This is a genomic window from Banduia mediterranea (assembly GCF_031846245.1).
Classification (GTDB): domain Bacteria; phylum Pseudomonadota; class Gammaproteobacteria; order Nevskiales; family Nevskiaceae; genus Banduia; species Banduia mediterranea.
This window is the reverse complement of sequence record NZ_JAVRIC010000001.1, coordinates 251,022-264,095: the sequence shown is the minus strand read 5'-3', so window position 1 is coordinate 264,095 and position 13,074 is coordinate 251,022. Positions and strand designations below refer to the sequence as shown.

Below are 13,074 nucleotides of genomic sequence, written 5' to 3'. Positions count from 1 at the left end.
TGTTGACGGCGCGACTGCGATGAAGCCGGCGCACACGGGTCACCCGCAATGCGTATGAAACCGCGCCGTTCGTTTCTGACGGTGACACCGAATACCCATCGCGGTCATCGCTTCGCGGCGGTGCAACGCCTGATCGGCGTGCTGCTGATGATCTTCTCGCTGACGATGCTGCCGCCGGCCGGCGTCTCAATGTTCTACGGCGATTCCGCGCTCGACGCGTTCATGCTCGGCTTCGTGACGACCCTGGCGATCGGCTGCGTGGTGTGGATACCCGTGCGGCGCAATCGTGCGGACCTCAAGATTCGCGATGGCTTCCTGGTTGTCGCCCTGTTCTGGACCGTGCTCGGCGTGGCCGGCGCGCTGCCTTTCTGGTTTCCGACCACGCCGCGCATGACGTTTTCGCAGGCCGTGTTCGAGTCGATTTCCGGGCTGACGACGACGGGCGCGACGGTGCTGACCGGTATCGACATCCTGCCCCGCAGCATCCTCTACTACCGCCAGCAGCTGCAGTGGCTGGGTGGCGGCGGCATCATCGTTCTGGCCGTGGCGATCCTGCCGCTGCTGGGCGTCGGTGGCATGCAGCTGCTGCGCGCCGAGACCCCGGGGCCGGTCAAGGACACCAAGATGACGCCGCGCATCAAGGAAACCGCGCGTGCGCTTTGGACCATCTACCTGGGCCTCACGATCGCCTGCACGGCTGCCTACTGGGCCGCCGGCATGAGCTTGTTCGACGCCATCGGCCACGCGTTCTCCACCGTATCGACCGGCGGCTTTTCCACCCACGATCGCAGCTTCGGCTACTTCGACAATCATCTGCTGGAGACGATTTCCGTCGTCTTCATGCTGTTGGCGGCGATCAATTTCTCGCTGCATTTCGTAAGCTGGCGCGACCGCTCGCTGCGGATCTATCTGGCCGATCCCGAATCACGCATGTTCCTGCTGATCGCGCTGATTCTGAGCGTGCTGATTGCGGTCGCCCTGCTGATCGCGGGTCGCTACGTGATGCCGCTGCAGGCCTTTGCCAAGTCCGCGTTCCAGGTCGTGTCGATCATGACCTCCACCGGATTCACCACGGCCGACTACACGATCTGGCCCTCGTTCGTGCCGGTGCTGCTGGTGCTGTCGAGCTTCATCGGCGGCTGCGCCTCATCGACCGCCGGCGGCATGAAAGTCATTCGCGTGATGCTGCTGTTCAAGCAGGGCATGCGCGAGGTCTATCAGCTGGTGCACCCCAGCGCGGAGCTTCCGGTCAAGCTTGGCCGCAAGGTAGTGCCGCCGCGTGTGCTGCAGGCCGTGTGGAGCTTCATTTCCGCGTACATGGGCTTCTACGTGATCATGCTGCTGCTGCTGCTGGCGGCCGGCATGGACGAGGTCAGCGCCTTCGCCGCCGTCGCCGCCTGCATCAACAACCTCGGCCCGGGTCTCGGCGAGGTCTCGGCCAACTTCGCAACGATCGACTCGTTCAGTCTGTGGGTCTGCTCGTTCGCGATGTTGCTGGGCCGCCTCGAAATCTTCGCCTTCCTGGTCTTGCTGACGCCAGCGTTCTGGCGGCGGTGATTCGAAGGCCTGGATTCCTCGCGCAAAGACGCAAAGCCCAAAGCCGTTGACCGCCGAGCCACGCCGGAAGCGCCGCTCAATGCGGCAGTCGCAGGCGCAGCTCGGCGATCTGTCCGTTGTCCATGCGCGTGACCACCAACTGACATTCGCCGAGGCGCAGGCGATCGCCGGCCACGGGCGTCGGAATGTGGCGTTCGAAGTAGTCCACCACGGTCTCGCCGTCGCGCAGATTCGGAAGCTCCAGGCCGTAGACGTCCGCCACGGCCTGGATCGGTGCGCTGTTGTCCAGCACGAACTCGCCGAAACGCTTGACCTCGGCCGCCGACATCGGCTGATCCTCGGCGCGGAACAGGCCGTCGAGTTCGTCCACCTCATCCTGGTGCACCAAAAGGCTGATGTAGTCACCGGTACGCATCGCGCCCCAACTGGGCTGTGTCAGCATCTTGCCGCGCCGCGCCAGACTGATCACGCGGGCACTGCGTGGTAGCCGCAGCCTGTCCGGCACCTTGCCGACCAGGCGGCTGTTCTGCGACAGCCGGTAACTGGCGATCTCGTAGCCGCGCTGGCCCGGCAGGTCGAATTCCATGCGATGCACCTGCGCCGTAGAGGCCGGTACGGTGATACCCAGCAGGCGCGCCATCGGCGCCACCGTCCATCCCTGGATCACCAGTGAGGTCAGCACGATAAAAAATGCCACGTTGAAATACAGGGCGGCGTTTTCGGCCCCGGCCAGCGCGGGATAGGTGGCCAGCACGATCGGCACCGAACCGCGCAGCCCGACCCAGGCGATATAAAGCTGCTCACGAAACGTGAACCGAAACGGCAGCAGACTCGCAAACACGGCGATCGGCCGTGCCAGCAGCAGCAGGACCAGCACGATGCTCGCGGCCTTGGGTGCCAGCGTCCACACCTGGCTGGGATTGGCGAGCATGCCGAGCACCACGAACATGCCGATCTGGCTGAGCCAGGCGACGCCGTCGTGGAAGCGGCGGATGCCGGTGGCCGAACGGATGCGTCGATTGCCCATCACCAGCCCGGCGATGTAGACCGCGAGCAGGCCGCTGCCGCCGAGCACCGAGGTCAGGCCGTAGACCAGGATGCCGCCGCACAGCGCCAGCAGCGGGTACAGCGATTCCGCCAGTTCCAGCCGGTTGATTCCGCGCACCAGGGCTTGGCCACCCAGCCAGCCAAGCACACCGCCCAGACCCATCTGCCAGATGAAGAACAGGAGCAGGTCGACGGCCGACGGCAGTTCCGGTGCAGTCAGCATGCCGAGCAACGAGATGGTCAGAAATACCGCCATCGGATCGTTGGTGCCCGATTCGATTTCCAGCGCGCTGGCGACACGGCGGTTCAGCGAGACCGCGTTGGTCTGCAGCAGCGAGAACACCGCGGCGGCGTCGGTGGAACCGACGATGGCACCGAGCAGCAGACCCTGGATCCAGTTGAGATCCAGCAGCCATGCCGCATAGGCGCCGACGATGCCGGTGGTGATGATCACCCCCACGGTGGCCAGCGTCAGCGCCGGCCGCATCGCCACGCGGAAACTGGCGAAGGAGGTGCGCATGCCGCCGTCGAACAGGATCACCGCCAGCGCCAGCGTCGCCAGCAGATTGGCCAGCCGGAAATCCGAGAACGGGATTCCGCCAGGGCCGTCGACACCGGCGAGCATGCCGACAATCAGGAACAGCAACAGCAAGGGCACGCCGAGCCGGGGGGTCAGCAGCGTGGCCAGGATGCTCAGCAGAAACAGGATGCCGCTGCCGAGAATCAGTTGATTGGTGAAATCCATGTTGCTCGTTGTTGTCGTGGTACGGCGGGTGACGAACAGGCATGACTCGGTGGGCCGGCTCTGATCTAATCGGCCCCGAATTCGTGCCGGACGTATCGATGTCCGTTTTCACCAAAGTCAGTCACCGTCAGTTGAAGGCCTTTCTGGCGCAATATCCGTTGGCGCAACTGATCGGCTTTCAGGGTATCGGCGAAGGGGTTGAAAATACCAACTATTTCGTCGACACGGCGGACGGCCGTTGGGTGCTGACGTTGTTCGAACGCCTCAACTACGATGACCTGCCGTATTTTCTCGGCCTGATGGATCACCTGGCACGGCGCCGCATACCGTGCCCGATGCCGGTGGCCATGAGCAACGGCAAAACGCTGTCCGAACTCAACGGCAAACCGGCGGCGATCATCAATCGTCTCTGCGGTGGCAGCGTGCTGTTTCCGAATGTGGCGCAATGCCGGGCGGCGGGCGAATTGCTGGCGCAGATGCACGCCGCCGGCCGTTCGTTCCCGATGCAGCTCGACAATTCGCGCGGTGCGACGTGGCGCAGCGAAACCGCAACGCTGCTGATTCCACAGGTAGACCAGGATACCGCGGCCCTGCTGGACGATGAGCTGAACGCACAGCGGACACTGGACCTCACCGAGCTTCCGCAAGGCGTGATCCACGCCGACCTGTTTCGCGACAACGTGCTGTTCGTGGGTGACCGCATCGGCGGGGCGATCGATTTCTACTACGCCTGCAACGATGCGCTGCTATACGACCTGGCGGTGACGGTCAACGACTGGTGTTTCGAGATCGATGGCACGCCGAACGCGGCGCGCGCCCACGCGATGATCGAGGCCTATCGCGCGCTGCGCGAGTTGACGCCGGCGGAGTCCCGAGCCTGGCCGCTGGTCTTGCGCGCGGCGGCGCTGCGCTTCTGGCTGTCGCGCCTCTACGACTGGCATTTCCCGCGCGAGGGCGATCTGGTTCACGTCAAGGACCCGGCGCAGTATCGCCGTGTGCTGGAGTACTATCGCGACAATGGACCGCTGCCGCTCGCATAGGCGGGTCCGATCGATCTGTTCGTGCGCTGTGGAGTGTCAAAGGAATGGTCGCCCCGCGTCGTTATCTGCTCAGTTCCTGTCTGGTGTGCAGCATCGGTTTGAGTGCGTGCTCCGGCTCGTCGCCGCCGCCCCCCGCCGAGACAGCCGGCGCCCCGGCACCTGCGGCCGAAGTGATGCCCGCGAACCCACCGCCGGATGCACCGATGACGGTGGACAGCCTCGACGAACCGCTTCCGCCGTTCGATGAAATCGGTGCCGATCTTGTGGTGCGTAGCGGCGCCTTGAGTGGCGTCGCCGGAAAGGTCACGCTCTACCAGATTCCGGAAGGCGAGGCGCTGTTGCGATTCGAGGGACTGCGTGCTAGATCGGCTGCGGGCGTCGACGTCTGGCTCGCCCGCTCGCTGGAACCGGGCGCCCCCCATGTGTCGCTGGGCGCGCTGAAGGCGCGCGCCGGCAACTTCAACTATCTGGTCGAACCGGACATGGCGCCTGAGGACTACGCGGCCATCGTGTTGTACGCCACGGCCGAGAAATCCGCGCTTGCGAGTGCGAATCTGCGCTAGTTCCGCTTTTATGGTTGGGGACGTTCGCCGGCAGACGGTTCAGGCTTGAGCTTGAACATGCCCCAGCGGCAGCGCGTAGCTGCCGCTGGCCTCGGCGACCACCCGAGTATCGCCGACCGAACGAATGGTCGCCTGCATCACCGCGAGGCGCCGTCCGAGACGCAGCAGACGCGCCTCGCAGACCAGATCTGCGGGGCTTGCGCCGCGCAGAAAATGCATCGTCATGTCGGAGGTCACGGCCATCGGCTGCGGACCGATATGCGCGAGCACGCAGGCGTACATCGCGATGTCGGCAACGGCGAACAGCGACGGTCCGGACACGCGATTGCCGGGACGCAGCATGTCCGGCGTCACGCCGTAACGAATGCGCGCCTGGCCAGGCTGTAGCGCCTCGATGTGAAAGCCGTCGTGCGTCACCGTCGGCATGTACTCCACGATCAGCGATTCCAGGGTGTGCGCCTCCAGCTTCAGAACAGGCTCCATGACCAGCCTCCCAGGCCGAGCACTCCGTCGGCCAGCAGTTTCAGTGAAAGGACGATCAGTATCGTCTTGAACAGCCGCGAGAACAGCGCCTCGCTGACCAAGTGGTTGAGCCAGCGACCGATCACGGTGCCGGCGATCACCGCAATCACCAGCGGCACCAGCCAGTCGAGCCGTTCGGTGATCGAGAAACCGGCGCTGGCATAGGCCAGCACCTTGAGCAGATGACCAGCGGCCTGGGTCACGGCGAGCGTGCCGATCACGGTCTCGCGCCGCCACTCCGGGCGCAGAAACAGCCGCCCCACGAACAGGCCGGTGGCGCCCACGAACATGCCGATACTGCCGTTGAGCAGGCCCGCCAGCATGAACGACCAGCGCTGTGGAATCGGATCGCGTCCGCCCCGCGCCGGAATCATCGACAGCAGGATCAGCGCCGCCAGCACCAGCTCGATCCAGTGCACGTCGGCGTGCGCCACCAGCGGCGCGAACAGGAACGGCGCCGGCACACCGGTCAGCGCGAACCAGGCCAGCGCCCGCCATTCCACATGGCGCAGGTAGGCCAGCGTGCGCGACAGGTTGGAGAAGAACTGCACCGCCGAGAACAAGGGTACGGCGACCGTGGGATGCAGGCCGACCGCGTACAGCACGCCGATCAGTACGGTGCCGCCTCCCAGCCCGGCGATCGCAGACAGGGCGGCGCTGAGGAATCCGACCAGGGCGACGGCGATGGCGAGCAGGTTCACCGCCGCAGTTTACGGACAGCGGCGTCTGAACGGCGCGGCGTCCGCTCAGCCATCAAGCAGGGTCGACTGAAAGATCTCGCGCCAAGCCATGGCTGGCCGCTGCCAGGCGGCCGTCGTGGGTCCACAGCGCCTCGCAGCCATGATGCTGCGCACAGGCCAAATGCAGCGCATCCGGCGACTTGAGGCCGAATCGGGCGCGAAGCTTGGCCGCCTGCAGGAACACCGTTTCCGATACCGACAGGCTTCGTAAACGCAGGAACAGCGATTCGTAGTTGCGCTGCAGAACGGGATCACCCCGTTTGAGCGGCGCGACCAGGCATTCCATTTTCACGAGCGGTGAAATGGCAAAGTTCGCATCAACGGTCTGTTCCATCGCGGCCCGGACCCGCGGGCCAAAATCCGGATGCGCTTCCACCAGGTAGATCAGCAGGCAGGCATCGAGATAGATCACTCCCATGCAGTGCGCTCGTCTCGAACCCCGGCTTCGATTTCTTCACGGCTGCGCCGCGCATGCGCAGGCAGCGGATTGCGATCCAGCCACTCCAGGATGTCGTGCGCGCGAGCACTGCCCACTGCCGGAGCATCATCCTGGCCCTCGGCAGGCACTAGCTTGGCCACGGGTACGCCGCGGTTGGCGATAACCACCTCGTCCCCGGATTGCGCCGCTTTCACCAACTGCGAAAGCCTGTTCTTTGCTTCGAAAATGTTGACCTGCATGGGGCACCTTGGCGTCGGGCGCAGGAACTCAGCCCGCAATCTGGCCAAGATAGCCAGAATGGTCCTTTGTGGCAAGCGGAATCAGGGCAGCGTAATCAGCAAGCCACCTTCGACCCGCAGCGCCGCGCCGGTGGTCGCGGACGACAAGGGGCTTGCGGTGTAGGCGACGAGATTGGCGATTTCCTCGGGCTTGATGAAGCGTTGCAGCAGCGATGTCGGCCGCGCCGAGCGGAAGAATTCCTGCTCCATTTCTTCGGGCGTGATGCCCTTGTCCTCGGCCAGTTCACCGACGAAGGTGGACACACCTTCCGACCAGGTGGGCCCGGCCAGAATGCTGTTGGCGGTGATGCCGGTCTGGGCGCAGTCCTTGGCCACGCCGGCGGCCAATGCGATCAAGGCGGTCTTGCTGAGGCCGTAGTGGATCATCTCCACCGGAATGTTGGTTCCGGACTCGCTGGACATGTAGATCAGGCGGCCTGAGTTCCGCGCCTTCATGCCGGGCAGATAGTGTCGCGTCAGGCGGATGGCGGACATGACGTTGATGTCGAATACGTTCTGCCAGTCCTCGTCGCTGATCTCGACGAAGTCCTTGGCGCCGAAGATGCCGACGTTGTTGACGAGGATGTCCACGTCCGGAAGTTGAGCCACCAGCGTCTTGACGCCCGCGGCGGTCGAGACGTCCGCCGCGATCCCGCGCAGTTTGGCGTCGGCGAGCTGGTCGGTGATCAATGCCATCGCGGCATCGACGCGTTCCTGGGTACGACCATTGACGACCACCGTGGCGCCTTCGGCTGCCAGCCGTTCGGCAATGGCGAAGCCGATGCCGGCGGTGGAGCCGGTGACGAGCGCGGACTTGTCCTGTAGTTGCAGGTCCATGAGCTTTTCCTTGATTCAGTTCGTCAGATCGTTGATGAGGGCCACCTTGCCGTGCGCCTGCCCCGATTCGAGATGGGCATGCGCCGCGCCGACTTCGGTGAAGCCGAAACGGCGTTCGTCGAGCAGCGGCTTGAGTTCACCGGCATCGACCAGGATGGAGGCTTTCCGCAGAATCTCACCGTGATGTTCGCGACCGCGACCGTACAGCAGCGGCGGCAACATGAATTCCGCATGCAGGCTTTGCGCGCGGTCGTGGAGCGGGGCCAGGTCGACGTTGGCGCGGGCCTGTATCGTCACGATGCGGCCGCCCAGTCGGGTGGCGGAAAAAGCCTGCGGCAGCACCTTGTCACCACCGACGGCGTCGAACGTCAGGTCGAAACCCTCGCCGCCGCTGAGGCGCATCGCGCCGTCCGTAATCGATTCATTGCGATGCAGGATCACTTCGTGTGCGCCCAGCTCCCGCGCGATCCGCGCCTTTTCCGGCGAGGACGCGGTGCTGGCCACCCAGGCACCGGCGCGCCGCGCGAGCTGCACGGCGATATGGCCCACGCCGCCAGTACCGCCGATGACCAGCACGCGTTCGCCGGGCTTGAGCGCGCCTCGCTCGTAGAGCCCTTCCCAGGCGGTGATGGTGACCAACGGCAGAGCCGCGGCCGCCGCCATGTCCAGCGACTTCGGCTTCGGCGCCAGCAGACGCGCGTCGGCGAGCATGACTTCGGCCAGGCTTCCGCCCAGGCCGCGGACGCCGCCGGCACAGGCGAAGATCTCATCGCCGGGCGCGAAGCCCTGCACGTCGTCGGCCACCGCGATCAGGCGGCCGGCAACATCGCCGTGCAGCACCGCCGGCAGAATCGGTGCGATGCCGGGGCCGTTGGCGCGGATCTTGGTGTCCACGGGGTTGACGCTGCTGGCGGCAACATCAATCAGAACGTGGCCAGGCGCCAGCTGCGGCCGTCCGATCTGCGCACGCCGGAACACCTGCGGGCCGCCGAACTGCTCGATCAGCATCGCTTGCATGGTTGAGACCTGCATGGGGGGCTCCCGAGATAAATGGGTTTGCAGTGTCGGCAATCCCATCAAGTCCGAAAACGACTAGAATCGAATAAGACCTGTTCCGGATCAGAATAGATGACGGTCCCGCTGATACAGGACCTGCGCGTGTTCCTGCAGGTGATCGACAGCGGCAGCTTCTCGGCGGTCGCGCGCGAACTCAATGTCGGGCCGGCGACTGTCAGCAAGCAGATCGCACGGCTCGAAAAGGCACTGGCGATTCGTCTGTTCGAACGCAGCACGCGCCTGCTGCATGTCACCGAGGAAGGACGTTCGATCGCGGATCGGGTGCGCACCGCGCTGTCGCTGCTCGACAGTGTCGGCGAAATGGCGAACCTCGCCGACGGCGAACTGCGTGGCTCGATCCGCCTGACCGCGCCCTCGCCATTCGGTCGCAAATACGTGGCGCCGGCGTTGGCCGCGTTTCGCCACCTGCACCCAGGGGTGGAATTCGATCTGCATCTGTCGGATGAACTCGTCGATCTGATCGATTCCCGGCTCGACCTTGCGGTGCGCATCGGCGATCTCGCCGATTCCTCGCTGGTGGCACGGCGTCTGGCGCCGAACCGGCGGCTGCTGGTGGCCGCGCCCGACTATCTGAAGTGGCGCGGCAGACCGCAGCGGCCGGCGGACCTCAGCGTCCACGATTGTCTGGTCCTGGCCAATCCGGGGCATCTGCAGAATGAGTGGCTGCTGCAGGGCGCGCGCGGCAGCGAGACCGTCATCGTCGGCGGCGGCTTGCGCGCCAACAGTGGCGGTGCCTTGCGCGAGTGGGCCGTGGGCGGCGCCGGCATCGCGCTGAAATCCACCTGGGACGTCGCCGACGAACTCCGCGAGGGCCGGCTGGTGGCGGTACTCCCGGACTGGCGCATCCGCGAGCTGTCGATCTACGCGGTGCGCCCCAGCGGTCGCTATTTGCCGCGGCGCGTGGAGGCGCTGATTGATTTTCTGGCGACACGTTTCGGCGACCCACCACCCTGGGATCGCGCCCTGAGCGGCATCGTCTGAGCGGCGACGCTAACGGCCCTCACCCATCACTCGCAGTCGCGAACGGCCCCCCTCTCTTCCTCCGCAAGCGGGCGAGGGGCGGTCGGCATCACGCCGCGCGTGATTCACGCTAAAGCACCAGCAGCGTCGCCAGCACCAGCAGCAGTCCCATGCCGCAGATGTCGGTGCCGGTGGTCAGGAAGATGCTCGATGCCGTGGCCGGATCGGCGCCGACACGTTTCAGAATTAGCGGAACCATCACGCCGAAAATTCCGGCGCCGACACAGGCGCCGACCATCGCAAGACAGATCGCGAGCCCCAGCATCGGCGCACGCGGGTCGCCGAGGCCGGTCGACAGAATGATCGCGACCGCAGCGACGATGCCGGTGACCAGTCCGTTCATCGCGCCGAGCAGGATCTCCTTGCCGAGCAAACGTCGCGTCGGCACGCCGTCGAGCTGACCCAGGGTGAGACCGCGCAAGGTGATCGCCAGCGCCTGGCAGCCGGTATTGCCGGACTGGCCGGCGAGCACCGGCAGAAAGGCCGCGAGCACCACGATCTGGGTGATGGTGTCCTGGAACTGGCCGACCACGAAGGCGGCGATGAAGGCTGTCAGCAGATTGAGCTGCAACCAGGGGTGGCGCATGCGAAAGGCTTTCAGAACCGCAGTGTCGGCGCGCTCTTCGCGGCCGACACCGACCATGGCGCCGGACTGCGCGGCGATCTCCACGACCTGATGTTCGAACAGGCGCCAGCCGCGAACCTGGCCCAGCAGACGGCCTTGGTCGTCGACCACGGGGTAGACCGGATAATGCCGCTTGACGGCGGCGCGCCCGGCTTCGTCCAGTGCGGTGTCGGCCTTGAGCGTGAACGGTTCGCGCAGCATCAGGCTGTCGACCGATTGGTCCTCGCGCGCCAGCAGCAGGTCGCGCATCACCAGCAGCCCCAGCAGATGCATCTGGTCATCGACGACGTAGAGATAGGTCACGTCGGTGGGCGTTTCGATGCAGCGCAGGCATTCGATCGCGATGGCGACGGTGGCGCCGCTGGGGACCACGCCGGGTGTCGAGTCCATCAGCGCGGCGACGCTGTCAGCTGCGGCTGCCGGCAGTTCGTTTGCAGCGGGGTCGCGCAGATCTTCGGGCAGGTGTACCTGAATCAGCTTCGCCAGATTCGGCGGCAGACCGGCCATGACCTGACGCACCCGATCAGGTGCTTCCCTGGCCAGCATCTCGGCCGCATCCAGCGGCACACGCAACCGGACTTCCCGGATCAGCTCCTCACTTTCCATCCTCGCTCCCCCGATCACTCATGCCCGCAGCGATCGGACTTTACGCGTTTGCGAAACGCCGCGACAGCAGCATTTCGGGCTCAGAACGGCCAGATCATGGGAATCAACACGACCGAAATCCCGCCCAACAGGACGTTGAGTGGCAGGCCCACACGTATGAAGTCGGCGAAACGGTAGCGCCCGGGGCCGGCCACCATCAGATTGGTCTGGTAGCCCAGCGGCGTCGCGAAGCTCGCGGACGCCGCCATCATCACGCTGATCACGAACGGCATCGGGCTGACATCGAGTTGCTCGGCCGCCGCCAGCACGATCGGGAACATCAGTACGGCGGCCGCGTTGTTGGTGATCACCGAGGTCATCACCGAAGTCAGCAGGTAGGCGCAGCCCAACACCAGCCAGGGGCGTTCACCCGGCAGTTCGAGCACCGCCTCGGCAATCACGCCGGCCGAACCGGTGACCTGCAGGGCCTTGCCGAGCGCGAACGAGCAGGCGATGACGACGAGCACCGGAAAATCCACGCTGCGGCGCGCCGCACCCATGCTGACGCAAGCGCTGCCGATCATCGCACCGGCGCCGAGCAGCGCGGCCGTGAGCATGTCGACGATGCCGGTGGTGGCGCTGATGACGATGGCGCCCAGAATCACCCAGGCCAGCACCGCACGGTCGAAGCGCGGTGCCTCGGAGTTCTGCACGGCGCTGACCAGCAGGAAGTCCGGCGAAAAGCGATGGCGTTCGACCCAGACCGGCCGTGCTTCGAGCAGCAGGGTATCGGCCGGCTTGAGCACCATGTCGCCCAGCGAGCCGCGCAGGCGACGGCCATCACGCGCCACCGCGATGACGGAGGCGCCGTAGTAGGTATGGAAGCGGCCGTCGCGCAGTGTCTGGTTGATCAGGGGGCAGCGCGTGGATACGACCACCTCGACCAGGCGACGCTCCGGGTACTGTCGCTCCAGTGCGGCACCGTTGGTCAGCGAGGGATTGAGTCCCCGAATCCGGTTGAGTTCGACGATGGCCGCGACGTCGCCGGCGAAGACCAGGCGGTCGTCTGCCAGCAGGCGTTCGGTGGCATTGACGGCAGGAACGATGCGCCCATCGCGCTCGATCTCCACCAGGAACAGTGAGCCGAGGTTGCGCAGACCGGCTTCGGCGATCGACTGACCGATCAGCGGCCCGTCCTTCGCCACGACCATTTCGATGGTGTACTCGCGCGGGTTGTCGAACACGCCGGCGTTCTCTGCGCGATCCGGCAACAGCCGCGAACCGATGGTCATCAGGTAGATGATTCCGACGACTGCGGTCGGAATGCCGATCCAGGCCAGATCGAACATGCCCAGACTGGTTTCGCCCTCGGCGATCCACAGTCCGTTGACGACGAGGTTGGTGCTGGTGCCGATCAGGGTGCAGGTGCCGCCGAAGATCGCGCCGTAGGACAGCGGGATCAGCAGCTTGGAAATCGACAGATTGTTGCGTTCGGCCCAGGTGATGATCGCCGGCAGGAAGGTGGCGACCACCGGAGTGTTGTTGATGAACGCCGACAGCGTGATCGTTGGCAACATGATGCGCAGCTGCGCGGCACCGGTGGATTTGGGACGACCCAGCAGGTAGCGCGTGACCAGGTCGATTCCGCCGGTTTCGCGTATGCCGGCGGCGACGATATACATCGCCGCCACGGTGATCATGCCTTCGTTGGAAAACCCGGCCAGCGCCTGTGCCGGGCTGAGTACACCGGCCGTGAGCAGGGCCACCATGCCCAGTGCCATCACCAGTTCGGAAGGAAGTTTCTCGAGAACAAGCAGGACAAGACAGACGACGATAATCGCCAGCGTAAGCCAGGCATCGAATGACATGCGGTGGTCCGCTCTGTAGGTCTGGGGAAGGAGAGACAGGCTAGCAAGCGTCGCGCCTGAAACCACTAAAACCTTTTGGTCGGTCGATATGCGTTTGAGTTATTGGCGCCTCGGTTCGGGATTCTGAGTCT

General features: G+C 65.1%; 13 protein-coding genes. 4 read left to right on the top strand and 9 right to left on the bottom strand.

Annotated features, from left to right (window positions below; all coding sequences use genetic code 11):
• Positions 1–54 precede the first annotated feature (54 nt).
• Entirely contained in the window at positions 55–1,557 is a 1,503-nt protein-coding gene (locus RM530_RS01310) for a TrkH family potassium uptake protein (RefSeq protein ID WP_432276068.1), read from the top strand.
• Between the two features lie 76 nt (positions 1,558–1,633).
• Here RM530_RS01310 and RM530_RS01305 read toward each other — a convergent pair whose 3' ends face one another.
• Entirely contained in the window at positions 1,634–3,349 is a 1,716-nt protein-coding gene (locus tag RM530_RS01305; protein WP_311363395.1) for a potassium/proton antiporter, read from the bottom strand.
• A 98-nt stretch (positions 3,350–3,447) separates the two neighbouring features.
• On the opposite strand from RM530_RS01305, the gene RM530_RS01300 reads away from it, so the two are divergent.
• Together RM530_RS01300 and RM530_RS01295 are read left to right on the top strand one after the other, a co-directional pair.
• Positions 3,448–4,389 carry a homoserine kinase gene (locus RM530_RS01300; protein ID WP_311363394.1) on the top strand — a complete coding sequence of 314 codons (942 nt, stop codon included), beginning with the start codon at positions 3,448–3,450 and terminating at the stop codon, positions 4,387–4,389.
• Between the two features lie 173 nt (positions 4,390–4,562).
• Positions 4,563–4,952 carry a hypothetical protein gene (locus tag RM530_RS01295; protein ID WP_311363393.1) on the top strand — a complete coding sequence of 130 codons (390 nt, stop codon included), beginning with the start codon at positions 4,563–4,565 and terminating at the stop codon, positions 4,950–4,952.
• 39 nt (positions 4,953–4,991) lie between these two features.
• Here RM530_RS01295 and RM530_RS01290 read toward each other — a convergent pair whose 3' ends face one another.
• The 6 genes from RM530_RS01290 to RM530_RS01265 form a co-directional block, all read right to left on the bottom strand.
• Positions 4,992–5,435: a PaaI family thioesterase gene (locus RM530_RS01290; protein WP_311363392.1), complete on the bottom strand. Its 444-nt coding sequence runs from the start codon at positions 5,433–5,435 to the stop codon at positions 4,992–4,994.
• Positions 5,420–6,175, bottom strand: coding sequence for a sulfite exporter TauE/SafE family protein (locus RM530_RS01285; RefSeq protein WP_311363391.1), 756 nt, complete (start codon positions 6,173–6,175; stop codon positions 5,420–5,422). Before RM530_RS01285 ends, RM530_RS01290 begins: the two co-directional genes overlap by 16 nt.
• Before the next feature lie 52 nt (positions 6,176–6,227).
• Positions 6,228–6,632, bottom strand: a complete 405-nt coding sequence (locus RM530_RS01280) for a type II toxin-antitoxin system VapC family toxin (RefSeq protein WP_311363390.1) — start codon at positions 6,630–6,632, stop codon at positions 6,228–6,230.
• Positions 6,623–6,892: a type II toxin-antitoxin system Phd/YefM family antitoxin gene (locus RM530_RS01275; RefSeq protein WP_311363389.1), complete on the bottom strand. Its 270-nt coding sequence runs from the start codon at positions 6,890–6,892 to the stop codon at positions 6,623–6,625. Before RM530_RS01275 ends, RM530_RS01280 begins: the two co-directional genes overlap by 10 nt.
• 81 nt (positions 6,893–6,973) lie before the next feature.
• A complete protein-coding gene (locus tag RM530_RS01270; protein ID WP_311363388.1) occupies positions 6,974–7,768 on the bottom strand; it encodes an SDR family NAD(P)-dependent oxidoreductase in 795 nt (264 codons plus the stop codon).
• A 15-nt stretch (positions 7,769–7,783) separates the two neighbouring features.
• Positions 7,784–8,800, bottom strand: a complete 1,017-nt coding sequence (locus tag RM530_RS01265) for a zinc-dependent alcohol dehydrogenase family protein (protein WP_311363387.1) — start codon at positions 8,798–8,800, stop codon at positions 7,784–7,786.
• A gap of 96 nt (positions 8,801–8,896) precedes the next feature.
• On the opposite strand from RM530_RS01265, the gene RM530_RS01260 reads away from it, so the two are divergent.
• Positions 8,897–9,826: a LysR family transcriptional regulator gene (locus RM530_RS01260; protein WP_311363386.1), complete on the top strand. Its 930-nt coding sequence runs from the start codon at positions 8,897–8,899 to the stop codon at positions 9,824–9,826.
• Positions 9,827–9,935: 109 nt separating this feature from the next.
• Here RM530_RS01260 and RM530_RS01255 read toward each other — a convergent pair whose 3' ends face one another.
• Together RM530_RS01255 and RM530_RS01250 are read right to left on the bottom strand one after the other, a co-directional pair.
• Positions 9,936–11,096: a magnesium transporter gene (locus tag RM530_RS01255; RefSeq protein WP_311363385.1), complete on the bottom strand. Its 1,161-nt coding sequence runs from the start codon at positions 11,094–11,096 to the stop codon at positions 9,936–9,938.
• An 80-nt stretch (positions 11,097–11,176) separates the two neighbouring features.
• The gene (locus RM530_RS01250; RefSeq protein ID WP_311363384.1) at positions 11,177–12,943 is read right to left on the bottom strand and encodes an SLC13 family permease; all 1,767 of its coding nucleotides are present in this window, start codon (positions 12,941–12,943) and stop codon (positions 11,177–11,179) included.
• Positions 12,944–13,074 lie beyond the last annotated feature (131 nt).